This window comes from Shewanella sp. Isolate13 (assembly GCF_022398325.1).
Classification (GTDB): domain Bacteria; phylum Pseudomonadota; class Gammaproteobacteria; order Enterobacterales; family Shewanellaceae; genus Shewanella.
Genome location: NZ_JAKEVD010000038.1, coordinates 16,584 through 42,346 on the forward strand (window position 1 = coordinate 16,584; position 25,763 = coordinate 42,346).

The following is a 25,763-nucleotide window of genomic DNA, read 5'->3' on the forward strand; positions in this document are numbered from 1 at the left end:
CAAAAACCATCAATCATCTCGTCACTCATATTAGTTAGCCTCGCCTTGAGCATTTGGCGTCGATACTAACGCGAGATCAACGGTGTCGAGTCCAGCCTCAACGAAGGTGGCTAATTCACTGAGCTTGTCTTTGTGATACAAGCTTAGAAGCGGCTGCAGTAAGCGAGTCGCCGTTTTAGCGAAGGTTTGCTCACTAAAATCTTCAGGGAAGCGGTATAGACGTTGAAAGTGGGGCTCTAGTCCTTCACCTAACTGACTCTGTTCATCGAGCCACTGTGACTGCGCCTCAATAAGCTTCTGTTTATGAGAGCCCTCAGCCTCAACATAAGCCATGGCGGTGCGCGGCATAAACATCAGTGGCTGCACTTGCCCCAGTTTAAAGCAGCTTAGCCATTGTTTAAGCTGTGCTTTTGCCTGCTTGGGCGTAACGGGGGCGAAGGCATGGAAGTGGCCGATATCGAGCAGGTAACTCACCACATTGCTGCTGGTTACTAGCTTGCTAAATACTGATTGAGCCTGAACATGAGTTTCGCCTTTCATGGCGCAGAGGCAAAGATGGCGCAGATAGACCCGGATTAAGTCACGGCCATTGGCCGTTCCCGGGCGATAGTTAACGAGTCCTTTGGCACTTAAGTCATCGATACGGCCAACAAGGTTCAGTGCAAGGTCGGCATTACCGTTGTCACCAACGTCATCGAATAATAGATCGATATCTACCGAGTGAGCGCCTTCGCCTTTTAAGTATAAGCAGCGACCAATAAGCGGCTTAATATCATGTAAATATTGATTTAAAATCAGATCATCAAAGGGCTTTAATGGCAAGTTTCCTTGGGCTTTTAACCGCTCGAGTAGCGCCTGCTGTGGCCGCTCTTCGCCATTTTCGATGGCGTTATCCAGTAGTGTAGCCTGCAGCTTGTAGCGCTCAAGTGCGTTGAGGCTAAAGGGCTCGTCATTATCATCGGCTTGAATATCCAGCCCCAGATCGACCTTTAAGGTACGGTTGAAGAAATATTGCGCCGGATTTCTAAAAAAACGGATCAGTGCCGACAGCTCCAGCTCCTCGATATTGCTCCCCATGCTATCAATGGTTTCATCGAGGGCATTCTCGCTAAAAGGCAGTAGCTGAGTATGCTGGCCGATAAAGCCGTTATAGCTCGCGGTTGTTTGCGCTTTCTCTGTTGAAGCGTTTGTCCCTTCGCTTGATTGCGCAGGTACTGGGCACCACTGCGCCGAGTAGCTCTGTTGTAGCTTGGTATCATCTTGGCTCTTTGCGCTATTTGGCGTGCGATAGAGACGCGGATCGAAGGGCTGCAGAGGCTGCTTGCGGATCAGGTGCTCAGTCACGCCTTTTTCAATCTTATCGATAAGCTGCTGTGATGCGTTGCCATCCGCTTCTCGTGCCTGTGCGCTTGCTTGCGCCTCAAGAGACTGTGGCAGATAAACCAGTTGGCAATATTCGATAAGTTCAGATACCAGCATCGATGGGATCCGCTCCGAGTCATCGCGTTCGCTATTGCCGATATAGCTGATGTAGAGTTGCTCTCGAGCCGAAAGAATCGCCTCAAGGAACAGGTATCTGTCATCTAAGCGACGTGAGCGGTCGCCTTTTCTTGGTCCCATTTGCGCCACTAGATCGAAGCCGACTGGGTGTTGAACCCGCGGGTAGACGCCATCGTTCATGCCCAGTAAGCACACTAGCTTAAAGGGGATGGAGCGCATGGGCATCAAGGTACAGAAGTTGACGCTACCGGCCAGGTATCGCTGGCCGACCCGAGATTCAGATAAGCGGCTGTTAAACCAATTCTGAATCACTTCTATGGTTAACGGCGTGGTGTGACCCGCCTCGGTGAGCTCTTCATTGAGCTTAACAATGGCTTCACGGATCTCTTGGAGTTGGACTAGCTCGTCATCGTCAACCTCATAGAAGTCTTCAAGGATGGCTTCAAGCTGCGCCATACGTTCGCTTAGGCTACAGGCTTGAGCGAGTGATAGGTGCACGTTATCGAGGGCTTCGATAAAGTCGAGTAGCTTACCCAACGCCTGCGCCGTTTGCCCCTCAACGCCATTCACCGATAGTCGCTCTTGATAAAGCGGGGCATCGTCACTGAAGCTGTAGCCCAAAATTAACCGCTTAATACCAAATGACCATGAGTTTTGCTCGAACGCAGGCAGTTGGTATTCGCTACGGCTGTTTTCATCTCGTCCCCAGCGAACCCCGGCTTGCTCCAACCAGCGCTTGATCACCGCCAAACTCTCATCGTCCAGCTCGAAGCGGCGTAGCACAGCCGGGACCTCTAAAATGCTGAGAATATCGGTGAGGCCAAAACGGCTCTGGTTAATTTTCAATAGGTGTAAGAAACTGGCGATAAGCGGTGACTCTTGCGCTGCGCCGCGATCGGCAATGGCATAGGGGATATAATGCCCACCCTGTTTCGCGCCAAATACCGCATCGATATAGGGAGCGTAAGCCGCAACATCGGGCATCATGATCACGATATCTTTGGGGGCTAACGGCGTAACTCCGTCTGCAACTTGTTCCTCGGTGAGAGGCCTAGACAACATCTCCAGTAGATGATCATGCAGGGTTTCAACTTCGCGTAGCGGGCTGTGACAGCTGCGGACCGTGATTGAGTCATCTGACTCAGCAATGACACGGCGGCCCTCTAAACTCAAGTACAGCGTGGCATCGGGTCCTAGGCTCTGGCCGCGAGTGGTCAGCTCTAAGATGTCATATTGCACACCATTTAACATGCTGTTTGGAGTCGGCTCTTGGTAGCAGTCTAAGTTGAAGGCGGTATGTTCCTCGGGGAGCTCTAACAGTAAGTCGAGTAATTCACGGCCCATCTTACCGTTGTTAGCTAGCAGTGGGTTACCCACTTCGAGCTTATCTTCCCATTCCACTTCCAGCTTGTTTTTATCGGCGTATTGTAGCGCCATACGAGCGCGTAGGCGTGGATCGACAATATCGCCCCAATAGTGCTGGCATGGGCTTAAGTTGAGCATAATCACATCGATGCGCTTGGCTAAATAGTGCAACACATCGAGTGTTTGCGGCGCCATAGAGGAGATCCCAAATACAAATAAGCGTCTGGGCAGAGCCTCTAGGCTGGTGTTGGGATCATCGAGTGCATCGAACAGGGCTTGGTGCAAATTAGCGCGGTGATAGCGACTCTTACCTAAGGTGTTGCCATTAAATTCTATCAGCGCACGCCACAGGATGGGTTGCCAAGCCTGCGCAGGGCTGAGTTTATCGCCTTTTGGTGGCAAGGTGGGCTCATTGGCTTCCCAAGCACTGATCCAGTCGGGGCGATACACTAAATATTGGTCGAAGATGTCGGCGATTTGGCCACAAAGCTGATAGAGCTTCAGTGGGTTTTGCTCCCCCTGTTCTGATAGTGATTCAGTGAGTGAATAAGCTTCAGCATCGACATCTTCAGAGTTAGCAATATTGGCGCTGTTAACAGAGTTTTCAGGGTTTCCATTATTGAGATAATTTGCCAGTGGCGCAAAATCTTCTCGGTCGATAAGCGTGGGTAGCAGCTCCATTAGCTTCCATGTCATCGCGGCCTTGGTAAAGGCGTTCTCTTTAGGCACATCTTCTAACAGGGTATGACACAGTTGCCAGATAAAGCTCGAGGGTAGCGGAAACTCGAGACCCGCTGCGATATTATTCTGCCTTGCTATCTCTAGTCGTAACCAGGTGGACATACCGGGACTCTGCACCAAAATATGCTCTGGCATCAACAGTGGGCTGTTTGGCAATGGGCTACGTAACTCATTAGCTAAAAGCTTTGATAACGCTTCCATTTGGTTTGATTGCACTAGATATAGCATGGCGTTCCTTTAACAACAATGCAGGCGAATGGGCAGAGAGTCTGCCAGATCAAACCATTCTATGTGTTTGTTTTATTAAGTGCCAATCTCTGTTTAATGATATTGATTTTTAGCCATCTCGATTGCTTGATAAGTAATCGGGAAAAGCGTCTATGGCCACGCTTACTGAGGTTTTGATACTTAATAGTGATGAAGTACTGAGTCAACTTGCCGAAGTCTTCGGCAATGTCGGGAAAGGCGGCTGCCACTCGCTTGTTGTAATCGAGCGGGCCTTCGTTGTGGGCCCTGGCAAGTCCTCTTTGGCGCAGAAGCTTACAGACGGAGTAATAGGCGTTAAGGTGTTTATCACTTGAGCGGTGGAACTGAATTAGGCCAGCGCTATAGGCGATGGTCAAGCCGATCACACAGAGGCTAATGACAATAAAGATGGTGAGTTTAGTTTGGGTGACTTCGCCTAAGATCTCCTCAAGCACCCTTTGCTGTTTTTGGTCATTGAAACCGAGCACCCACACACTCCAGAAGTAGTCGACACTGGCCAGTTGTATGCGCATCTGGTTGAGTAAGGCGTTATCACGGTAGGCAAGGGCGCTAAAAGGGTTGTCCAATAGGTAGGTGGACTCGGGATCGAAAAAAGCATCGAAACCTTGCTCGACTCGCTCTGGGGCTATCATGGCTGTGGGGTCGAAGCGTACCCAACCTCGGCCCGGTAACCAAGCTTCAACCCAGGCATGGGCCATATATTGATAGATACTGTAATAACCTGCACTGGGATTGAACTCCGCGCCTTGATACCCGGTAACTAAACGGGCCGGGATCCCGGTTACGCGGGCCATAAAAGCAAATGCACTGGCGTAATGAACGCAGAATCCCGCCTTATTCTGTATCAGGAAGTCATCTATTTGCTGTCTGCCGACCCGAGGCGGTTGCAAGGTGTAGTAATAAGGCTGCTCAGTGAAGTAGCGCATCATGGCATTCAGCCTTTGCTCACTATCGGGGTAATTAATAGCAAATTGCTGTGCCAAGGCGCGGGTCTTAGGATTACTCCCAGTTGGAAGTGCAAGGTTAGTCGTTTTACTGCTATCGCTTAACTGCCTATCCATCATCAGCTCGTTGAAGCTGGTGACTTGATACAAGCGGCGTTGATCTATGGGACGATTGGCGTAGAGGCTGAAATCTGCAAGATGTTTTATACCTGGCTCTTGGCTGGTGGCAACATCTAGGCCAAATAGCCAATGTTGGGCGCTAGGCTCGGCAATGATCTGATAATCGATTGTGGATGAGTTTACGCCTAGCCGTGCAAGCTCAGTAGTCGGAAGAGGTGCGGTTTGCATCAATTGCGCCTCAATAATCCTTGGGTTTTGAGTCCAATCTTTGCCGTTATAATCTTCCAACACAATGGCGCGCCAATAAAGTTTGTCATTGCTTGGGGCGTTGCCATCAAAGGTGGCTCTAAAGGCCAAGGCACTGGAGCGGGTTAGCTTGCCGATATCACCAAAGCTCACTTTATCGGAGAGTCCCGTTTGGGCACCATTTTGTGGCGGTACCATCCACAATGGGGGGAGGCGTGGCAAGACTAGAAACAAGATAATGGCAAGGGGAATACTCTGCAAAATAATCTTAGCGCCCAATCGAGCCGCATATTTAAAGTTGCCTTCATCGTGATAGAGGCTAATGAGTACACAGGTGTTAATCATGGTGGCGACTAATAGATGAAGGCTAGCAAATAGGCTTTGCTGATCGATGAAGGTAAAGGCGATCAGGAAGTAACCCGCCAATACGACCGCACGGACATCACGGCGATTACGCATCTCGATGTATTTAAGTGCGTAACCTAGAATGAGTAGGTTGACCATGGCAGTGAGAACACCGATTTGACCCGCCACCATCGCTAGCGTCATCGCAGAGGCGAAGGCCAGGCTCGTTACCAGCCATTTAGGCGGCTTAGCGACTCTGCCAAGATAGATCCCGATGCGCCAGAAGATACAGATGGCGCAGATCGCCAGCGACCACAGGGTGACTTGCTCATAGAGGGGAGACAAGATGACGATATTGGTGATAAGCAGCCACATCAAGGTATGACGGGAGATCCTCTGCTGTTCTTTTACTGTCATAGAGCAGCCTTGGGAGAAGTATTAGGGTTGGGAAATAGGGCCAGTTGGGTCTGCACCTGCTTTCGGTGATGCTCGCCATGGGAGGGAGGGATTGAGACCGCGCCAATTTTTAGCCCAAAAACTTGCCCTTTGCTGCTCAGTTGCTCGGTATGCCAAGCAAGGTGGCTTAACGCCAACTCAAGGTCTTGTATTTCATCCTCAAGTGAAAGCCACATTGGCGCGCCTTGAGGTTCTTCAAACTCTTTGGTTAATAGGCCGCGACCCTGGGCCCATTGTTTCCAGGCGACCTGCTTTAATGATTCCCCGCGGGCGTATTCCTTCAAGCCTTTATATTCGTCTATGCCTGCCACATATTTACCTGTCGCTTGCTGATCCGCTGATTGTTGAGCACTTAAACACAGTGGTTTAGGATCGACTATCGGCTTAGCATAAACCAGCTGGGTTAGTGCTAAATCGATATGAGACCAGGCGCGAAAAAGCCCTAACGGGTAGCGAGTCTCTATTTTTATTCGCCCAGGGTGATTGATGCCGCGGTGGGCGTTATTGTAGCCGATGAGGGCTTGAGTCTGGTGTGGGTCAACCTTGTTGATGACTTCAATGGGTTGATTTTCAAAGTTAAGCTGAACTTCATAGGCGCTGTTAGGGGAGGTGAGGTTTACCGGAAAATAGATAGGCTGACCCGCAACGGGGTTATTGGCTTGAGTGCCAGATAAGGTCAGCCCCGCTAAGTTTTTATAGCTGTAGATGATGCAGGTATTGAAAACGCTAAGTAGTAGGAAGCTCAGCCCCATGACGAGGTTATTTTGGTAATTCGTGCCAAATAAAAACAAGATAATCAGCAGCGCCAGCCAAGTCAGGCCAAAGCCTGTCGGCAAAATAAAAATACTCTTATGGCTAAGGGTAATCCGCTCTTTGGCCGGCAGGCGCCGTGAGATCCAGCTTTGCCACTGTTGGTTTAACCTAGTTTTTATCTTCCTTTGATTTCGCATAAACTCCTAGTCATTAACTTAACCATTCATTTGTGAGTAAAGGAGACTCGGTAAACTAGGCTCCTTGTGCGAATAATTATAGTATTGGGTTGACTTTATTGAGAATTTTAGCCGATAGCGCCTCACCTTGCTGGTGGGAAAATGGCCTGATTCTATGTTCGGCGACATGTGGAAATATCGCTTGTACATCTTCGGGAACCAAGTATTTTCGACCGCTAATCATTGCCCAAGCCTTTGCGGCTTGAAGTATCGCCTTACTGGCTCTAGGGGATAATCCAGCGCCTTGTGGTGCATCCCTTGAGGCATTTACTAGGGCAAGAATATACTGCAGCAGTGCGTCCGATGCGCTGATCTCTTGGGTCATCGCCTGCAGTTCTTGCAAGGTTAATTGGGTTAAGCATTGAGGCAGTACTTGCGCCTTCGAAACGCTGTCTTGCCCCTTTAACATCGCCAGCTCAGCCTCTGGGGCTGGATAGCCTATGGATATTCGCATCATAAAGCGATCCAGCTGTGATTCCGGCAAAGGGAAGGTGCCTGATTGTTCGCTGGGGTTTTGAGTGGCAATCACAAAAAAAGGCTGTGGTAATGAATGGGTTTCACCATCGACGGTGATCTGCTGCTCAGCCATCGCCTCTAATAATGCACTCTGAGTCTTAGGACTGGCACGGTTGATCTCATCGGCGAGGATCATCTGTTTAAAGATAGGACCGGGATGAAAGATGAATTGGGATTGCTCTTTATCGAAGATAGAAACGCCGAGAATATCGGCTGGCAACATGTCGCTGGTGAATTGGATCCTTTGGTAGCTCAGGCCTAGTGTTTGCGCTAACCCTTGAGAGAGGCTGGTCTTGCCCATACCGGGCAGATCTTCGATAAGCAGGTGCCCTTTAGCCAGAATACAGGTTAGAGCCAGCTTAATCTGGTGAGGCTTACCGAGTAGCACTGTGTCGAGTTGCTGCAAGATAGCGTTAATATTGTCATTGTGCATAGGAGTCCTTGGTGCAAGCAATGTTTTGTTATTTTCAAAGAGGTGACAAATCCATTCTGACTCTTACTATGGTGGAAAACGCTTCTCCTTTCCAGATAGCCGAGGTTATTTTGCATATGCTAATGGTGTCAATAAGGGCGAGAGAGCTTGTGGAGGGCGGTTTTAGTTGGTTCTAAGTTGTTGAAATAATCCGCTTATTCTGTTTTCTTGGCTTAAGGGCTGTATGCTCAACCGCTATAAGGGGTTAAGCATACAGCTAAAAAGAAGCCCTGTGGGTTAGTAGCTAAATGTTAGCTCCTGCTCAGAAAGTAACTCAGGCACTTTGCCTTGCTTGACTTGATAAATGACTCGGTAGCTCAATACCGCTTGCACGTATTCCCGAGTTTCACGATAGGGGATCGATTCGATGAAGCTGACTACATCGAGCTGGCCATCACTGCGTTTAAGCCAGTTGTTGATCCTGTGAGGCCCCGCATTGTAAGACGCGGTAGCGAGTACTCGGTTGTGATTGAACTGTTTGAGTAAGTCGCTGTAATAGGCACTGCCTAAGGCGATATTGAGTTTTTCATCGTATAAACTTTTGGTGCCCTTGTAGGGCAGCTTTGTTTTCTTGGCCGTTTGTTTGGCGGTTGCAGGCATTAGCTGCATGTAACCTCTGGCACCCACTCCCGATGTTGCATTGGGGAAGTAGGCACTTTCACGGCGAGAGATGGCGCGGATATCATCGATATCGACGCCATACTTCTTACTGGCTTTAGTAAAGGATTGCTGCGCCGCATAGGGGAAACGCATCTGCATGTCGTTCCAAAGTTGCGCTTGAATACTGGCTTGTACGCCTAGGCTATGCCAGCTTTGCTCAACGGCATAGACGGCATATTCCTTTTGCATCGGCTTTTCATGGCGGTTGAGTAACATCACCCATTCGGCTCGGGCATCTGATTGTCTATCGATAGCGATAAGCTCTCGAACTCGCGCTAAGCCTTTGTCAGAGAATATCTCCGGTCTAAGGGCCTCATCACTGACACTGGTTTTATGTTGTAGTTGATGGGGAGCCTTCAGCTTAGTGGCTGCAAGATAACCGTAGAAGTTACGTTTTTGACTGAGCTTGTTAAATAGCGCTTGAGATTGCTCTTGGCTCTGCTGATTGCTTTCTTTTGCTAGCAGTGTCGCACGCCAATACTGCCAACGGGCACTGTTTTGTTTCTGCTCACTCAACTGTGGCAAAAATAGGCTAAAGCTCTTCTGGTCATTATCTCTAAGTGCCCAACGTAGACGCATCTCCACCAAGTCATCACTATCGAGTAGGGGCAGAATGGTGTCCACATAGCTTTGCAGTTCCGGTGTCTGATAAATTAGCGCACGTCTGACTAGGTAACGGCTCAGCTTTCGTCCTTGATAATCGCTGAATCGGTCAGATTTTTGATAAGAGGCGAATAGTTTGACCGCTTGCTTGAGATCTTTCTTCGCCAGCTTTCTTAAACCTAAGTCCACAATCGTTGCATTGATCTTGGCCGAGCCGCTAAATTTTGACTTATGGCGTAGGCTACGGGGATCTTTATAGACGGCCAGTAAGCGCTTAGCGTCATCTTTATTGGTGGTCAATTGGCGAGAAAGATAGGACAGTAATCCATATTGTCCCTGCTCGAAGCTGAGTAACATACGCGACCAAATTAACTCTTGGCTGCGTAGGCCCGCTTTTTGCCACTCTTTAAACAAAGGGTCGCACTCTTTTGGGCGGGATCGACCATATAGCCATAGGGACTCGGCACCATCAAACGCCACTTGTTTGTCGCCTTGCTGTAACTGAGCCCGAAAATAGTAGCACTGTAGCGTGACATTGTTTGGTTGCTCTGGACTGATGACAAGAAAGTCTTTCCAGCGTTTTTGACTGCCACTACGTTTCAGGTAACGGTAGCGAGCCGTGTTATACAGAGGGCTGTCTTTAAAGGTGTTGAACGCTTGTTTAGCCTGTTTAGCAGGCAGTTTGAGGATGTCGTTAATTTTATGATTAAAATCGAGGTAGATGGTGAGTGGATAGTCATCCAGCTCACCTCTAAGTGATTCATAGCGCGTTAGCTGCTTCTTATTGAGTGCACTGCGGGCATCCAGATATTGTTGCTGCTCTTTAGTGAGTGAGGAAGCCGTAGCGCTGGAGGATACAAGCACCGCTACCATTGTGATTAAAATGCGACTCAACTGCTTGTGCATTTGTAACTATCCCCCTAACTGCCTCTATTAAGAAATTCTTTCGCTTTGCAACGTCACAGGATCGTGATGAAAATCATCACCCGATAAGCTTAGCGCTTTATCCAGAAGTTGGGCATCCACTTTTTTACTGGTTTCAACACCGAGTTGCTGCATCTGGTGCGCTTGACGGATGACGTTGCCTTTACCGGTTGATAGCTTATTCATGGCGTTGGAAAAGTTTTTATCGGCCGATTCGATGGCACGGCCTAGCTTTTCCATATCGTCTAAATAGCCACACAACTTGTCATAAATTTTACCAGCTTGTTTGGCAATTAACTGCGCATTTTGGTTTTGGTATTCATAGCGCCAAATATTGTTAATGGTACGCAGTGCCACTAATAAGTTGGTTGGACTAACCAACATAATGTTGCTCTCAAGGGCGTAGTTTACCAAGCTAGGATCATGCTCAAGCGCTAACAGAAATGCAGGCTCGAGCGGAATAAACATCAATACATAGTCAAGGCTCTTTAAACCATGAAGTTTTTGATAATCTTTCTGGCTTAAGCCCTTGATGTGCGCTCTTACCGAGATAATATGCTCTTTAATTGCCTGCGCGCGAACCTCTTCATCATCGCTGTTAAAGTATCGCTCGTAGGCCACAAGTGACATTTTCGCGTCGATAACCACGTCTTTATTCTCAGGTAGGTGAACAATCACGTCGGGTTTAAAGCGTTTACCGATTTCATTTTTTAGATCGGTCTGGGTATCGTATTCATGACCCTCTCTTAGACCACTCTCTTGTAAGACTCGCTCTAGAATAACCTCTCCCCAGTTGCCTTGTTGCTTGTTATCGCCCTTGAGTGCCTTAGTGAGGTTAACAGCATCTTGACTCATCTTTAAGTTAAGTTCGGTTAATGAGTCTAACTGGTGTTTGAGCGCGCTGCGCTGGGTCTGCTCGTGTGAATAGGATGCTTGAACCTGAGCTCTGAAACCTTCTAACTGCTGCTTGAAAGGGGCTAAAACACTGTCTAGCTGCTGGTTATTCTGGCTTTGTAGTTTTTCACTTCGTGCTTCGAAGATTTTAGTGGCCAAATTTTCAAACTGGGCGTTGAGGCGAACCTCTGAATCTTCCAGTAGCTGTATTTTATCATTGAGCGCTTGCTGTTTAGCTTCGAAGCTGGCGGTGAGTGTCTGCTGCATAGCGTTTGACTTTGACAAGGCCAGTTGGGTTTCCATCTGTTTACGGCGGTTATCGGCCAGTGACTGTTCAAGCTCTTGGGTGCGCTCGGCTTGAGCTTGCGCCTTGCCTAATTGCTCTAAACGAAACTCGAGTTTGTCTTGATACTGATCGATGACTAATTCTTTCTGATGAATAGTTTCTTTTAGCTCAAGAATTTCACCGTTAAGCTCCTGCTTGGTCAGATCCATCTCTTCGAGTAGCTGACTTCGGGCTTGCTCCCATCTACTGCGGGTTTTCTTCTGATTAAAGAGTGCGCCTATAAGCATAGAAAGAAAGCCTATGGCGGCAATGATGACGATTTGTGGCGTAGTGAATGCAAGCTCTAATGGCATGTGAGAAGGCTCTTAACATGATAAATGAAGCCTTAGGGTGGCATGGCAGTTTTGTCACTGCAAGCCTAACCACACAATTAGTAAAGTAAGTGCTGCAGAGATAATCAGCTGTTAATGAGAAGTGGGTTGAAAGTAACTTTGTGTGAAAGCTTTTTATTTTCAACCTTTGGTTTGCGGTGATTATAGGCACTAGCTATGACGCATAACGATAGGGATACTGTAAGTCTAATAACAGGATTAATAAAGTAAGTGCTGACATAGTCATCTGTTCATGAGATCTAACTTGAAGCTAAAGTGAAACCTTTTTATTGTTTGCTCGGTCTGATTAGTTAAGCAGTTTGCATTAATGTAAAAGATGGGGCGGAATAGCGGATGAATATAAAAAAAACACTTGCCTGGAATAACATTAAAGATAGCGAGATTACTCCTGAAGCTGTCTACCACGATCGCAGAAGAATTTTAAAACAGCTAGGCTTTGTTGGTGCTGGCGCGTTACTCTCGTCTCATGCCAATGCTGGGGTGTTTGAGCTATTTTCAAGTGATAAGCAAAAGACGGCCTTTTTGACTAAGGCATTACCCTTCGAGAAGCAAACTGAGTATGACCATCTCCTCTATGGCGAGTTAACGCCCGAGTCGAAAATTATCTCTCATAATAACTTTTACGAGTTCGGTACCAGTAAGACTGACCCACAAGAAAATGCTCAGGAGCTTAAAGTCGACCCATGGACCTTGGTTATCGATGGTGAAGTCGATAAGCCAATGACGCTCGATTACGACGATCTGCTTAAGCTGTTTCCGCTAGAGGAACGCGCCTATAATTTTCGCTGTGTTGAGGCTTGGTCTATGGTGATCCCTTGGGTGGGATTCTCGTTAGCGAGCTTGTTGAAAAAGGTCGGGGTAAACAGTCGAGCCAAGTATGTGGCCTTTGAGACCTTGTACGATCCTGAGCAGATGCCGGGGCAAAAGAACCCCTATGTTGGCGGAGGTATTCATTACCCCTATGTGGAGGGGTTAACCTTAGCCGAGGCGATGAATGATTTAACCTTTATGTCTGTTGGGTTATACGGCAAAACACTGCCGCCGCAAAATGGCGCTCCCATTCGTTTGGTTGTTCCGTGGAAGTATGGTTTCAAGAGCATTAAGTCTGTGGTGCGCATTCGATTAACTGACAAGCAGCCACCAACCTCTTGGAATCAACTCGCACCAAGTGAGTATGGCTTTTATGCCAATGTTAACCCAGATGTCGACCATCCTAGATGGTCCCAAGCATCGGAAAGGCGAATCGCAGAAGGTGGGCTTTTCTCCGCAAAGCGTATCAAGACGTTGCCTTTTAATGGTTATGGCGAGTCTGTTGCCAGCCTCTATAGCGGCATCGATCTGAAACGTTTCTATTAAAGTGATGATACTAATATCGATGGGACTATCTACAGGGGACAATCATGGGCTCGACTAGCCGTAATCTGTTTTGGCTAAAAGCCTTGCTTCACTTTATCGCGCTGAGCCCAATAGCTTACATGGTTCTGAAGGTGCTGAGTGATAATGCGGGCGGCGATCCGGTGCAATATATTATCCACTTTACCGGCATTGGCGCATTAAATACCTTAGCCGCGACACTGCTGATATCGCCGCTTGCTAAACGATTTAAGCTGGGGGTTTTGATGCAGACTCGGCGCTTGGTGGGCTTGTATGTTTTCGTCTATGCCAGTTTACATGTGTTGGCGTTTTTTAGCTTAGATCTATTGTTTGCTTGGTCACTGTTTTTTGAAGAGGTGGTTAAGCGCCCTTACATACTTGTTGGCGCAACGGCCTATATTCTGCTGGCGGCGTTAGCGTTTACCTCGTTTAAAGTCGTTAGGCGAACAATGGGTAAACGCTGGCAACAGCTTCATAATGGTATTTACCTTGTTGCCATATTAGTCCCAGTTCATTTCTACTGGTCGGTTAAGTCTGAAATTATTGAGCCTAGTTTGTACTTGGTGTTTTTTAGTTTTTTACTTTGGCTTAGAGTTAGCAAAATTAAAAATATTAAACAGACGCTATTTAAGTATTTTAATATTTCGCTGAGCAATAAAAAAACTAAAGGCAAACAAAGCTAAATTGTGAATATATTGAGCACTGTTTTTATAGCATTTATATTCACTTGTCTGTAGCGAAGGGCGATAGGTTTGATTTAAGACGTCGAGGGTTATCTTGCCAATGTTAGCGACTTAAAGCTAAGCACTTTTATCTGATGAGGGTAGCGCAGTGTCTCAGCATCAGTGCTATTGCCAGTGATGGCGACATGGTTTCTAGGTGCAAGTTTCGAGGGTGCGAGTCTCTAGAGAAGGCTCTCTAAGGCAGGCGCGTTTTGCTAGACGCGATTAGTCGCGGAGAGAAAGCCCATCCATAGGCTGCAACATCGACTCGACGACATTATCGGTAGGTTATTAATTAAGCTGTATGCTTTTGTATTCAGTCTTAATAACTGTGAACAATATCGATGTAGAATAGTTGAATACTTAACTGTTTTCTTGTTGTTTCATTATCTGAACAACTTCATCATATGAAATATTAAATTGACGAGAAAGGTTAATTATTTTTGTTTTATATGTCTGAATATTTTCTTTTTGAGCGAGTAGTTTCTTTTCTTTTTCAACAAGCTCATCAACTGCTTCTTGCAATATTAATAATCGACGAAGACTAAAGTCTAGGGAGTCGATATATTTTAACATCTGGGCTTTATTACGAGCTTGCTCTAGGTCGCTAGAATGTTTCTTGTCATAACCATACTGGTCAAGCGCAGCGATAGCACTCTCTAATTCGATATTAGTGTTCATTTTTACCTACGGTTAAAGTACGGAGGATTCCGAGTACAAACATTGATTAATATTATAGTTTGTATTTTCATCGTGGAAAAGTCTCGATGTCATAAATTATGCCTAAATTCGGTTGTTAATACTTGGGTTTCTACGCTTTACCTGTCAGTCTATGGATAGTTTTACTTATCTGTATGCATGGAGGCTAAATGTTAGATCTATTACCCGACTTATTCGATGCCTATGGCGATGAACTGATTTTGCTTCCTCCGATGTTTACCTCCTTCGGTAAACAAGAGTGTTTTTGGGGCGAAGTGGTCACAGTTAAGTGTTATCGAGACAATTCAAAAGTTAAACAGCTTCTGGCCCAAGATGGCAGAGGGAAAGTCTTAGTCGTTGATGGCCAAGGCGCGATGGATTGTGCGCTAATGGGCGATATGATAGCCCAGAGCGGAGCTGACAATGGCTGGCATGGCGTGGTTATTTTTGGTTGCGTTCGCGATGTGGCGACACTGAAAACCATTAACCTTGGCGTCAAGGCTGTTGGCGCTAACCCGATAAAAACCGAGAAAAAAGGCTTGGGAGAGGTGAACCTTGCAGTTGAAATATATGGGGTTATCATATCTCCACAGTCATTTATCTACGCCGATGCTAACGGTGTCGCCGTTGCCAATCGAGCATTAGATATATCCGTGCTAAATTTAGAGTAATCTGTGTGTATTCGTCTCTTTAAAAGAGTCTTTTTACTTAAGTGTTTCAGTGATAATAGATGGGATCTATCATGAAATTTTTAAAATGGTTTTTTATAACAGTCTTAGGCCTAGTGCTTGCCTTGGTGCTATATGTCACAGTGATCTTTGACCCCAATGATTTTAAGCCGCAAATTGTCGATCTCGTAAAGGAGCAAACGGGACGTAATTTGACTATCGGCAGCGATCTTTCTTGGACTTTCTTCCCAACTTTAGGGATTGAGCTTGGGCAGATCACCTTGTCGAACCCACAAGGCTTCACAAATAGTTCTATGGTGGCGGTTAATCAGGTTGTTGCCGAAGTGGCATTAATGCCACTGCTAAAGAAAGAAGTTGAGATCTCTCAGTTAAATCTCGATGGCCTGACTTTGAAGCTTGAAACGCAAACCGATGGCCGTACCAGTTTCGATGGCTTGGCGGCGACGGCCGATGCCAAGGGCGCCACAGAGTCATCGACGCAAAGCCGTGGCACAAGTAATGCAACGCTTGCCCGCCTCGATATAGGCGGTATCGCAATTACCAATACTAAGATTATTAATATCGATCACCTGAATAACACAGAGCAATTATTTGACCTCAAAGAGCTGACTTTAGGTCGCTTTCAGCTGGGAGAGTTTGCTCCGCTAAAGTACGAATTTTCAGCCACTTTGCCTGATTTCAAGCTTGTAAGCCAAGGGGGCGGCCAGCTCAAGGTTGCTCAAGATCTGCAGACTATTACCATTAACGATTTCGCGGTGAGTAATCAAGTGACTGGTGAGGGGATACCAAATGGCAGTTTAAAGGCAGATCTTAACACCTCACTCATCGTTGCGTTAGATAAGCAGACGATGAATCTTGTGCTATCAAGTTTTAGTGCCGCTAATATCGATGCTAAGGGCAAACTCGATATCGCATATGGCAGTAAGGTACCGAATGTCGTGGCCAAGCTTGAGGTCGGTGATGTCGATCTTGATGCGTTATTGCCAAAACAAGAGGGCGAGGCGGCTAGCCAAGACAAATCGGCGACCACAGCATCGAACGCGGTTGAGCCAGACTTGAGAGCGATGAAGTCGGTTAATCTCGATGTTGGTGTGAGTGTTAAGTCGGTCAAAGTCGCCAACTTAAAAACTCAAAACTGGGTGATGAAGCTACAGATGAAAAACGGTATAGCCGATGTTAAACAGTTATCGGCTGATCTATACGGCGGCAAAGTCAGCGCCACTGCCAAGCTAGATGGTCGTGAAAAGGTTGCCAAATACCAGTTTGATGAACATCTATCTGAGGTAGATATTCGAGCCTTGTTAATCGATTTGGCCGAAGTGGACCTGTTAGATGGTAAAGCAAACTTTAATGTAGCAGGTAAGGGGCGCAGCCTACTGCCTGACAATCTAAAGAAGAACCTTGTTGCAAACGGTAAATTTGAGATTGCCGATGGTGCCATCCATGGCGTGAATATCCCACAGATGATCCGTGAAGCGAAAGCGAAGCTGGGCGGCGATCTCTCGGCAAGTTCGAGTACTAGTGAGAAGAAGACTGACTTTACCAGCATGACTGGTTCATTTAATGTCGCCAAAGGTGTGGTAACCAACCCGGATCTGGATATGGCATCACCATTGATCCGCCTCAAAGGCGCGGGAACTGCGAATATTATTAATCAGGCTTTAGACTATAAGTTAACCACTTCTGTTGTCGGCTCACTCGAAGGCCAAGGCGGTGAGAAGCGCGATGCACTCTACGGCGTTGAAATCCCATTTGCCATTAGCGGCACTATGTCTGAGCCGAAATTTGCCCTAGATACGAAGGCCTTGCTCGATTCAAAGCTCAAAGATGAGACCGATAAACTTAAAGATAAGTTGTTCAAGAAATTTGGAGGCCTTTAATGGCTATTAAACGATTTTTACCCTTAATCGCAGTTGCTTTGCTGGGCTGTTCAGGCCAGCAAATTGAGGCTGCAAATATGAAGAGCGCTGAAGACAACCTTAGTACGGCTGCGGTGAGTACGCCGAGCGAGCCTCAAGTGCAACCTATCAAGTCCTCTCCAGCGGCAACGGCCGGCATTGTTGGGGCTGGTAATGGCGAACCGCGACAGTTTAAAGAGGGTAAAACTATGGGGGAAGAGTTGTTAGACGCTAAGCTTGTGGTTAACACTAATACAGATATCACGCTGGAATACACTAATAAGCAGCGTTATGGCATTCCATTAATGTTCCCATCTGGTATGACGGCAGATCTATGGCTACTTAACCCTCAGGGTGAGCGAGTTTGGGCATGGTCAAATGAGATGATGTTCACCCAAGCGATTCGAGAAGGGGTGATGCCAGCGGGGAAAACTCAATACGTTAAGTTTAAAATCCCTGCGGATATAGCGGCTAAGATAGGTAAAGGCTATAGCCTGAAAGCGATTTTTGCAGGACGCGCGACAGAGTCCCAACGTCCTGCGATGCATCCGGTGATCTACCACTTCTAACATTGTTAATGTGACAGTGACAAAAAAGGCGACCTAAGGTCGCCTTTTATTTTTCTCGAAACGTGAGTGCTATGTCTATGTCGTTTAAGTTCTGACTTTTGTCATATCAACATAGAGCTTCAGCATCTGTCCCGGTTGCAGGTACTTGCTCTTTTCAAGTGAGTTCCAGCGTACAAGATCGTTAACGCTAACGTTGAATTTACTGGCGATACGCGCCAATGAGTCACCGCTGCGAACCTTATAGTTAACAGTACGCATTACTTCGCTTAACCCGCTCTTGCTGGTTGCGGTGCCAGACCAGATCACCAACTTTTGGCCGATCTGTAATGAGTCTTTTGGTGCCATGCTGTTCCAGCTTGCAAGCTGCGCTATTTTTACCTTGTGCTGCTTGGCGATTTTCCAAAGCGAATCACCAGACTTAACTTTGTAAGTGATTTTACTCGCGCCGCGAGCTTTATTTTGCTGACGGGCCAAGCGTTGGTCGGCAGATAGAAGGTACTCATCGAGATCTTTCGCAGCAACTGGGATAAGCAGGAACTTGCCAGCGACAATGGTATTGCCATTAATATCGTTGACCGCTTTTAATGCCGAAACCGTTGTACGATAACGCTTTGCAATTAAGCCTAAGCTGTCGCCCGACTTGATCTTATAGCGTTCCCAATTAAGGCGTTCAGTCGTATTCGTCTTATTTAACGCAAGTTTAAACGCATCTGCTTTATCGATTGGTAGCACAAGTTTGTGCGGCCCTTCAGGTGCAGTAGCCCAGCGGTTAAAGCCAGGGTTTAACTTGTGTAGCTCCGATGTAGTCATCTCGGCGATGTCTGCCGCTAGTGCTAAATCAATTTGACTGCCTATGTCGACAACTTCGATCTGAGGCTCATTGCTGATCGGAGTCAGTTTAATGCCATACTTATCGGCATTTTTAATCACATCGGCGAGTGCAAGTAACTGAGGCACATAACGCTCAGTTTCTCTTGGCAGGTTTAGGCTAAAGAAGTCTGTCGAAATTCCTTTTTTCTTATTTCGCTTAGCCGCGTTGATCACCCGTCCTTCACCGGTATTGTAAGCGGCGATGGCGTATAGCCAATTTTGACCTGTTTTACCATGCAGGTACTCAAGCATATCTAAAGCAGCGGTTGTGGCCGCAGGCACATCTCTTCGACCGTCATACCACCAGTTCATTTGTAGCCCGAAGTGGCGTGCCATTGGTGAGGTGAATTGCCAAAGGCCCGACGCCGCACCATGTGAGTAGGCAAAGGGATCAAATGCACTTTCAACAATTGGTAGAAGGGCTAACTCAATTGGTAGATTACGCTTTTCAATTTCATCTACAATCAGATACATGAATGGCGTAGCGCGTTCAGATACGCGCTCTAAATGTTGAGGATGCTTTATGTACCAGTCGCGATATTGGCGAACGAGTTTCTCATCGGGTATTTCCATCTGCAAATTGAGACGAATACGTTGCCAAATATCGGTGATCTCAACGACCTCAACAACTTCTGGCTCGATAGGTTTTTGGGCGACTTTCTCAACTGCAACTGGCTTGGCAGGGATCCTTTCCGAAGTCTGCTGGCTGTCTAATGTTTGACAACCTGTCAACAGGGCAATGCCCCCTGCGACGAATAAAAATGGTACGCGCATCTAAAATGTGTGTCCTCTAATTAGGCTCAAAAAAGCCAGAATAGATCTGGCTTGGTGGCGCTCGAATAGCGGGCTATTGTAGATTATTTTTTAGAAATTGTCTTTCCATTGACGCAGAAGTGCGAAGCCTTGCAACGGATTTTCGATAGGTTGTTGGAATTGAATGGATAAAGATTGCCAAATTTCAGCACGATCACTTCTTAAAAAGGGGTTAATCGCCTTTTCTAAACCGATAGAGGAGGGTAAGGTCGGCCGGTTTTGAGCGCGCAGTGCATTGGCTTTCTCTGTGTAATCGATAAGTGCCTCATTGTCAGGCTCGACCCGATTAGCAAAGGCCAAATTAGCTAAGGTGTACTCATGAGCGCAGCAGACCCTAGTGGTATCGGCTAACTGAGCTAACTCGGTTAATGAGTTGTACATCTGCTCGGCTGAGCCTTCAAATAGACGACCGCAGCCGCCGCTAAACAGGGTGTCACCGCAAAATAGCACATCTTCAATGAGATAGCAGATATGGCCTAGGGTGTGACCCGGCACCTCAATGATACGGGCGGTTAAGTCGCTATGATCTAATGTGATATTACCGCTTTCTGAAATAGGGCGGTTAATACCGACGATATTTTCAACTTGGGGGCCATATACGGGCAGGTTGTCACCGAACTTGGCGACAAGTGCCGCTATCCCTCCAGTGTGGTCATGGTGATGATGGGTAATGAGGATCCCGAGCAGAGGTTGCTGGGTCTGGGATAAATAGTCAATGACAACTTGACCATCACCGGGGTCGACCACATAGACGCCAGTATTTTGCTGAGATTGAAACAGCCAGATATAATTATCATCAAACGCGGGTAATGGAGTGATATGTAACATGTCAAAACTCTCTCATTTAATTAAGTTACCGCTCTCGCTAAATAATTTGAGCGCTTAAACCAGTTTACTGAGCAAAGCTATTGCTTGTATACCGCTTTCGTTATTAAAGTAGAGCATCAGTGATTTTGGAGATTGATTTGTCACAGTCAGCATTACCGTTAAAGCCTTATCATTGGTCAGAACTCCCTAATGGCCCGGTTATTCGTGAAAGCGTAGAGCAGACGCTGTCTCCTTGGTGGCCAAGAATTTTTGGCTACTACTTACTGAGTTTAGGCCCCTTGAGTCATAAAATGGCTAAAACCGGCGTAGGTATCAATCGCAAATATTCACTATTCGATGAGGCGCAGGCAGATATTGAGGGAGATTACTGTCAGTTACCGATCCAAAATGCCAGTATCGATGCGGTGGTGATGAACTTTCTACTTGAGTTTGAGGCCGACCCCTATCGCTTACTTCGCGAAGTGGACAGAGTATTAATCTCTGGAGGACACTTGGTCATCACCGGATTCAATCCCCTTAGCCCGATGTTTTTTGGGAAGATGTTGCCTAAACATCAGCAAGAGATCCCTTGGTGCGGGCGTTTCTTTATGCCATCAAGGGTTAAAGATTGGCTAGGCCTCTTGGGTTATCAAGTGGTTGCCGATGAGCGTATTCTGCATCATCATCTGCTTGGTGATGTTAAAGTTGGCAATATTTGGTCCCATGCACTCAAATCCTGGCTGCCTAGTACGGGGAGTGTTTATGTTTTGGTGGCGAAAAAATTAGAAAGCCCGTTAACGCCAATACAGGTAAAGCGTAAAGTGAAGCGGCCAAACTGGTCTACAGCCCCCAGCGCGAGTCGGACAGGACATGCGCCAAAATCTTCAAACGAATTTTAAGAGTCTCAATGCGTATTACATTAAAACAGCTGGCCGTCTTTGAATCGGTCGCTCGAAGTGGTCAAGTAGCAAAGGCGGCTGAGATGCTCAACCTGTCATCTCCTGCGGCATCGATGGCGTTATCGGAACTAGAGAAGCAACTGGATACGCGATTATTTGAGCGTATCGGCAATCGTTTGCGCCTGAACTCCCAAGGAAGTCTGTTATTACCCTTAGCCACTCAAGCACTGCAAAAAATCGATCAGATTGAACATGCTTTCTCGCCAGCAGGGGCAGAACTTGGGGGGAACCTCTGTGTGAGTGCCAGTTCCACTATCGGCAATTATCTCTTGGCAAAGTCGGCGGTCGCATTTTGTCAGCAGCATACCAACACGCTTGTGAATGTGGATATCGACAATAGTCAAAAGGTCATTAACTCTGTACTGGAGTTTAGAAGCGAGATGGGCTTTGTCGAGGGGCAATGTCTCGATAGCCGTATCGCGGTCGAGGCATGGCACAAAGATAAGTTATTGATATTTTGCCATCCAGCGCACCCGTTAGCCGGTAAAATCGTGGCTCCAAGTGAGCTAAGTGGAATGCCTTGGGTGATGCGAGAGGAGGGCTCTGGCACCCGCGACTGCTTTGTTAATGCCGCGAACGCATTGGATATGCAACCACAAGAGAAATTTCGTTTCTCGACTCCCGATGCCATTAAGCAAGCGGTCAAACAAGGGGCGGGGCTAGGGGTGTTATCTGAGTTAACGCTTGAGAAAGAATTGATCCGTAAGGAGTTGGCGATTATTGAAGTAGAGGGGTTGGCGTTAGAGCGCAAGTTTTATCGTATTCATCATAAGAGCCGCCAATTTACGCCAGTGGGCTTGGCCTTTATCAATTTTTGCCAGACTTTTTTAAATACGGAAAGTTAATCTTGTTCGTTTAAAGCGCTGGCAAAAGTTGATACTAAGAAACTGCATGAGTGCAGTTTCTTACGGTTTAAACCATAAGCTTAAACAAAAAGCTTAAACGGCAAGTGTTAATCTTGTTTCTGCTGAGCAATATAGCCGCTATCTTCTTGTGTCGGTTTAGCTTCGGCGGCTTGGCGAGCCAAGTCGTCACAGCGTTCGTTTTCGCTGTGGCCAGCGTGGCCCTTAACCCAACGCCACTCAACTTGATGACGTTGAGACACTGCGTCTAGGCGTTGCCAGAGATCGACATTTTTTACTGGCTGGTTGGTCGAGGTGATCCAGCCTTTACGTTTCCAGCCATGGATCCACTGAGTGATGCCTTGACGCATATATTGGCTGTCGCTGGTTAATATTACCTGACACGGCACCTTTAATACCTCTAGTGCGATAATAGGTGCAAGTAGCTCCATACGGTTATTGGTCGTGAGAGAAAAGCCATCGGCCAATTCTTTGGTGTGTTTTTTGTACTTTAAAACGATGCCATAACCGCCAGGACCCGGATTTCCTAGGCAAGAACCGTCGGTATAGATAGAGATCTGTTTCAGTCCAGTCATCAAGTTGCTACCATAGCTATAATTGCGGGCGAGTATACCCAAAAAATTTAACTGAGAAATGTATAAATTCATATGAATATTGTTTCAAGTGCCAAGCGGCAGATTATTCTCGATACCGAAACCACAGGTATGAACCAATCCAGCGGTCCGGTTTATTTAGGTCACCGTATTATTGAAATTGGTTGTGTCGAGGTGGTTAACCGTCGTTTAACCGGCCGTCACTATCATGAATATATCAATCCGCAGCAGCCCATTGATGAAGAGGCGATTGCGGTCCACGGTATTACCAACGAGTTCGTGGCAGATAAGCCCAAGTTTCATGAAATTGCTCAAAGTTTTATCGACTTTATCGATGGCGCAGAGATCGTGGCACATAACGCAAACTTCGACGTTAGCTTTATGGATCATGAGTTCTCTATGCTGCAGCCTCTCGGCCCGAAGACCACAGATATCTGTCAGGTACTTGACTCCCTTGAAGTGGCTAAGTTTTTACACCCAGGGCAAAAGAACAACCTAGATGCCCTATGTAAACGATACGGTATCGACAACTCGGCGCGTGATCTTCACGGCGCATTACTCGATGCCGAGATTTTGGCTGACGTCTATCTGTTGATGACGGGGGGACAAACCAAATTTAACCTTTCTAGTGAAAAAGCAGGACAAGAGGGCGGCGGGATTAATCGTCTAAGTCCAAATCGATCAAAACTTAAAGTGATCGCCGCATCGGCCGATGAACTGATTAGACACGAAGAGCGATTAGACCTAGTCGCGAAATCAGGACAATGCCTCTGGCGCGGATAACTGTCATTTTATGAGTCCCAATATGATTAGAAGAGTCAAACTTTTTACGGCTTTTGTACTCTGCTACCTCTCTATTAGTGCAGTCGCACTGGCGAATGTGGTGCTCTCCAATCATGCTTCCGAACTGAAAAATCGTTTTAGAATTGATCATATGGTCGATTCTATGACCTTACTTATTCACCGTGAGTACGGTAGTGCTCCAGTGGTGATAGTGCTTCCTGATGGCAGCAAATGGTATGTTAATCGTCATCCCGAAGCCACCGTCACTTGGATGGAGGGATTAACCGGTGACATGATCACCATCAAGAAACCTATGCCTGGTCCCTGGCAACTGCTCGGGCAAGTGGTCGAGGGCTCAGTGATTGAGAAAGTCTCGGCGCTATCGGTTGATGTTGACGCCATTCCGCAGCCGCTTTTTCAAGGTGAGCGCCTTAAGTTAACGGCTCGACTGCTTGGTGATGAGCAGAAGGTTCGTTTGCCCGGTCTCGATTTTATGATGAACTGGACGGCGCGCTTTATCAGTAAAAATAATACCGCAGATGAAAACTACGCCGCAGGTACCATAATCGTTGGCGCATACCGAGACAACGGTGAGGCACTCGATGAGCAGCCCGATGATGGTGTCTTTACCAGTGATTTAAATCTAGAGCAGCCATGGGGGGATTACACCTTACAGGTTCAGGCAAAAAACACTGTGCTAGAGCGTGAGTACTCACAGGAGTTTAGGTTGTCTAAAAGGCCAATTACTGTGGCCCTGTTAGAGACTGATAACCCCGATTCGGGGATCTGGACATTAGACATTCAGATAGATGATGAAGTGCTATTGCTAGAGCAAACCCATCTCGAAGCGGAAATTATGGGACCTACCGGGAAGGTTATTCCGGTAACTGTGGCTCACTTCAGTGATAAACAGACTCAGTTTATCTTACCGAGAGTGATAGATTTCGGTAGCTATGATTTAAAACTCAATGCGGTAAGTACCACACACGATGGCAGAGAGATCTATTTAACTCTACCAGAGCTGTTTTTTAATCTTATCCAACCACCAGAACCACCACCGAGTGAAGAGGAGCTCGCCGCTAGAGCCGAAGCGATAGCAAAGGCCGAGGAGCAGCAGGCGAAAGAGAAGGCTATCGTATTGCTCGTTTCGATTAATGTGGTTTTAGTGATTATTGGGATTGTGGTTTTATTGTTTATCCGCAAACGCAGTAACCTTAAAAAAGCATTAGCCGCTACGGAGGCGCGACTGGAAAAAGAGATCCGCCGAGAAAAGGTATTGCTCGAATTGGACCAAATCGATCTGACTATGCCGGAAGATACTGATAATCCAGTCGGAAAAAGCTAGTTTCTGTCGGTAAATGCCCTAGAAAAATCGAATTGTTCGTTTTTCGACTAGTCAGTAAAGATCTTATAAAAAACTTATTGACGGACTACCTCTCTCTACGTATTATTCACCGCACTTGATGTGGAGCGGTAGTTCAGTTGGTTAGAATACCGGCCTGTCACGCCGGGGGTCGCGGGTTCGAGTCCCGTCCGCTCCGCCAATCAAGTACTAAATTTTAGTTATTTGTTAGTGACATAACGGGTAACATTAGAAATCAACATGATTGATTTCTAGCAAGGTTTTGGAGCGGTAGTTCAGTTGGTTAGAATACCGGCCTGTCACGCCGGGGGTCGCGGGTTCGAGTCCCGTCCGCTCCGCCAATTTTAGTAGTAAGTTCAGTTATTGTTAGTGACATAGCAATAACATTAGAAATCGAGTTAATGGTTTCTGTAAAAGTTTTGGAGCGGTAGTTCAGTTGGTTAGAATACCGGCCTGTCACGCCGGGGGTCGCGGGTTCGAGTCCCGTCCGCTCCGCCAATTTAGTAGCAAGTCCGTTATTGTTAGTGACATAGCAATAACGTAGAAATCAAGTTAACGGTTTCTAAAAAAGTTTAGGAGCGGTAGTTCAGTTGGTTAGAATACCGGCCTGTCACGCCGGGGGTCGCGGGTTCGAGTCCCGTCCGCTCCGCCAACACAAAGATGAAAGCCTCTACAGCAATGTAGAGGCTTTTTTCGTTCTGTGGATTTTAAATTCTTTTTGTTGGATAACCCCGTCACGCCGGGGTCGCGGGTTCGTCAGTATTACGAGCCAATCCGCTGTGCCAATATAAAGATGAAAGCCTTTACACTTCTTACTGATAAAGAATGTAAGGGCTTTTTCTTTTGGTGTTTTAATTTAAACCCTTTTTAGTTATACGACTTTTAAATCTATATCTTGCCTGCTTTGCTATTTGCCTAACACCTAACACCTAACACCTAACACCTAACACCTAACACCTAACACCTAACACCTAACACCTAACACCTAACACCTAACACCTAACACCTAACACCTAACACCTAACACCTAGCACCTAGCAC

Annotated in this window: 19 protein-coding genes and 4 tRNA genes; 13 read left to right on the forward strand and 10 right to left on the reverse strand. The window is 46.8% G+C overall.

Annotation, left to right across the window (positions count from 1 at the left end):
- Window positions 1-30 precede the first annotated feature (30 nt).
- The 6 genes from recC to rmuC form a co-directional block, all read right to left on the reverse strand.
- Complete coding sequence (gene recC, locus L1D44_RS18460) at window positions 31-3,834, reverse strand: exodeoxyribonuclease V subunit gamma (protein ID WP_239892762.1); 3,804 nt, start codon at window positions 3,832-3,834, stop codon at window positions 31-33.
- A gap of 59 nt (window positions 3,835-3,893) precedes the next feature.
- Entirely contained in the window at window positions 3,894-5,945 is a 2,052-nt protein-coding gene (locus L1D44_RS18465; protein ID WP_239892763.1) for a DUF3488 and DUF4129 domain-containing transglutaminase family protein, read from the reverse strand.
- On the reverse strand, window positions 5,942-6,934 hold the full coding sequence (locus tag L1D44_RS18470) for a DUF58 domain-containing protein (RefSeq protein ID WP_239892764.1): 993 nt from the start codon (window positions 6,932-6,934) through the stop codon (window positions 5,942-5,944). The genes L1D44_RS18465 and L1D44_RS18470 overlap by 4 nt, the downstream gene beginning before the upstream one ends.
- Before the next feature lie 76 nt (window positions 6,935-7,010).
- Window positions 7,011-7,922, reverse strand: a complete 912-nt coding sequence (locus L1D44_RS18475; RefSeq protein WP_239892765.1) for an AAA family ATPase — start codon at window positions 7,920-7,922, stop codon at window positions 7,011-7,013.
- A 276-nt stretch (window positions 7,923-8,198) separates the two neighbouring features.
- Window positions 8,199-10,130 (reverse strand): transglycosylase SLT domain-containing protein, encoded by a 1,932-nt coding sequence (locus tag L1D44_RS18480; protein WP_239892766.1) that lies wholly within the window; start codon window positions 10,128-10,130, stop codon window positions 8,199-8,201.
- 27 nt (window positions 10,131-10,157) lie between these two features.
- Window positions 10,158-11,681: a DNA recombination protein RmuC gene (gene rmuC / locus L1D44_RS18485; protein ID WP_239892767.1), complete on the reverse strand. Its 1,524-nt coding sequence runs from the start codon at window positions 11,679-11,681 to the stop codon at window positions 10,158-10,160.
- A gap of 372 nt (window positions 11,682-12,053) precedes the next feature.
- Here rmuC and msrP point away from each other — a divergent pair, with 372 nt between their 5' ends.
- Both msrP and msrQ read left to right on the forward strand, forming a co-directional pair.
- A complete protein-coding gene (gene msrP / locus L1D44_RS18490) occupies window positions 12,054-13,076 on the forward strand; it encodes a protein-methionine-sulfoxide reductase catalytic subunit MsrP (RefSeq protein WP_239892768.1) in 1,023 nt (340 codons plus the stop codon).
- 41 nt (window positions 13,077-13,117) lie between these two features.
- Complete coding sequence (gene msrQ / locus L1D44_RS18495; RefSeq protein WP_239892781.1) at window positions 13,118-13,777, forward strand: protein-methionine-sulfoxide reductase heme-binding subunit MsrQ; 660 nt, start codon at window positions 13,118-13,120, stop codon at window positions 13,775-13,777.
- Between the two features lie 402 nt (window positions 13,778-14,179).
- Here the strand turns inward: msrQ and L1D44_RS18500 are convergent, their stop codons facing one another.
- Complete coding sequence (locus L1D44_RS18500) at window positions 14,180-14,497, reverse strand: hypothetical protein (RefSeq protein ID WP_239892769.1); 318 nt, start codon at window positions 14,495-14,497, stop codon at window positions 14,180-14,182.
- Between the two features lie 188 nt (window positions 14,498-14,685).
- Between L1D44_RS18500 and L1D44_RS18505 the strand changes: the two genes are divergently transcribed.
- From L1D44_RS18505 to L1D44_RS18515, 3 genes are all read left to right on the forward strand, one after another.
- The gene (locus L1D44_RS18505) at window positions 14,686-15,186 is read left to right on the forward strand and encodes a putative 4-hydroxy-4-methyl-2-oxoglutarate aldolase (RefSeq protein ID WP_220767485.1); all 501 of its coding nucleotides are present in this window, start codon (window positions 14,686-14,688) and stop codon (window positions 15,184-15,186) included.
- Window positions 15,187-15,257: 71 nt separating this feature from the next.
- On the forward strand, window positions 15,258-17,084 hold the full coding sequence (locus L1D44_RS18510) for an AsmA family protein (RefSeq protein ID WP_239892770.1): 1,827 nt from the start codon (window positions 15,258-15,260) through the stop codon (window positions 17,082-17,084).
- Window positions 17,084-17,671 carry a BsuPI-related putative proteinase inhibitor gene (locus L1D44_RS18515; protein ID WP_239892771.1) on the forward strand — a complete coding sequence of 196 codons (588 nt, stop codon included), beginning with the start codon at window positions 17,084-17,086 and terminating at the stop codon, window positions 17,669-17,671. The genes L1D44_RS18510 and L1D44_RS18515 overlap by 1 nt, the downstream gene beginning before the upstream one ends.
- 84 nt (window positions 17,672-17,755) lie before the next feature.
- Here L1D44_RS18515 and L1D44_RS18520 read toward each other — a convergent pair whose 3' ends face one another.
- A complete protein-coding gene (locus tag L1D44_RS18520) occupies window positions 17,756-19,315 on the reverse strand; it encodes a LysM peptidoglycan-binding domain-containing protein (RefSeq protein ID WP_239892772.1) in 1,560 nt (519 codons plus the stop codon).
- A gap of 90 nt (window positions 19,316-19,405) precedes the next feature.
- Entirely contained in the window at window positions 19,406-20,182 is a 777-nt protein-coding gene (gloB, locus tag L1D44_RS18525; protein WP_239892773.1) for a hydroxyacylglutathione hydrolase, read from the reverse strand.
- A 137-nt stretch (window positions 20,183-20,319) separates the two neighbouring features.
- On the opposite strand from gloB, the gene L1D44_RS18530 reads away from it, so the two are divergent.
- Together L1D44_RS18530 and L1D44_RS18535 are read left to right on the forward strand one after the other, a co-directional pair.
- On the forward strand, window positions 20,320-21,060 hold the full coding sequence (locus L1D44_RS18530; RefSeq protein WP_239892774.1) for a class I SAM-dependent methyltransferase: 741 nt from the start codon (window positions 20,320-20,322) through the stop codon (window positions 21,058-21,060).
- Between the two features lie 8 nt (window positions 21,061-21,068).
- Window positions 21,069-21,965, forward strand: coding sequence for a LysR substrate-binding domain-containing protein (locus L1D44_RS18535; RefSeq protein ID WP_239892775.1), 897 nt, complete (start codon window positions 21,069-21,071; stop codon window positions 21,963-21,965).
- A 107-nt stretch (window positions 21,966-22,072) separates the two neighbouring features.
- On the opposite strand, the gene rnhA is transcribed toward L1D44_RS18535, so the two are convergent.
- Window positions 22,073-22,558: a ribonuclease HI gene (rnhA, locus tag L1D44_RS18540; protein WP_239892776.1), complete on the reverse strand. Its 486-nt coding sequence runs from the start codon at window positions 22,556-22,558 to the stop codon at window positions 22,073-22,075.
- Between the two features lie 72 nt (window positions 22,559-22,630).
- On the opposite strand from rnhA, the gene dnaQ reads away from it, so the two are divergent.
- From dnaQ to L1D44_RS18570, 6 genes are all read left to right on the forward strand, one after another.
- Window positions 22,631-23,359: a DNA polymerase III subunit epsilon gene (gene dnaQ, locus L1D44_RS18545; RefSeq protein ID WP_239892777.1), complete on the forward strand. Its 729-nt coding sequence runs from the start codon at window positions 22,631-22,633 to the stop codon at window positions 23,357-23,359.
- 22 nt (window positions 23,360-23,381) lie between these two features.
- Complete coding sequence (locus L1D44_RS18550; RefSeq protein WP_239892778.1) at window positions 23,382-24,704, forward strand: TIGR03503 family protein; 1,323 nt, start codon at window positions 23,382-23,384, stop codon at window positions 24,702-24,704.
- A gap of 122 nt (window positions 24,705-24,826) precedes the next feature.
- A tRNA-Asp gene (locus L1D44_RS18555) sits at window positions 24,827-24,903 on the forward strand.
- A gap of 83 nt (window positions 24,904-24,986) precedes the next feature.
- Window positions 24,987-25,063, forward strand: a tRNA-Asp gene (locus tag L1D44_RS18560).
- Window positions 25,064-25,143: 80 nt separating this feature from the next.
- Window positions 25,144-25,220, forward strand: a tRNA-Asp gene (locus tag L1D44_RS18565).
- Between the two features lie 77 nt (window positions 25,221-25,297).
- Window positions 25,298-25,374, forward strand: a tRNA-Asp gene (locus L1D44_RS18570).
- The last annotated feature ends 389 nt before the right edge of the window (window positions 25,375-25,763 follow it).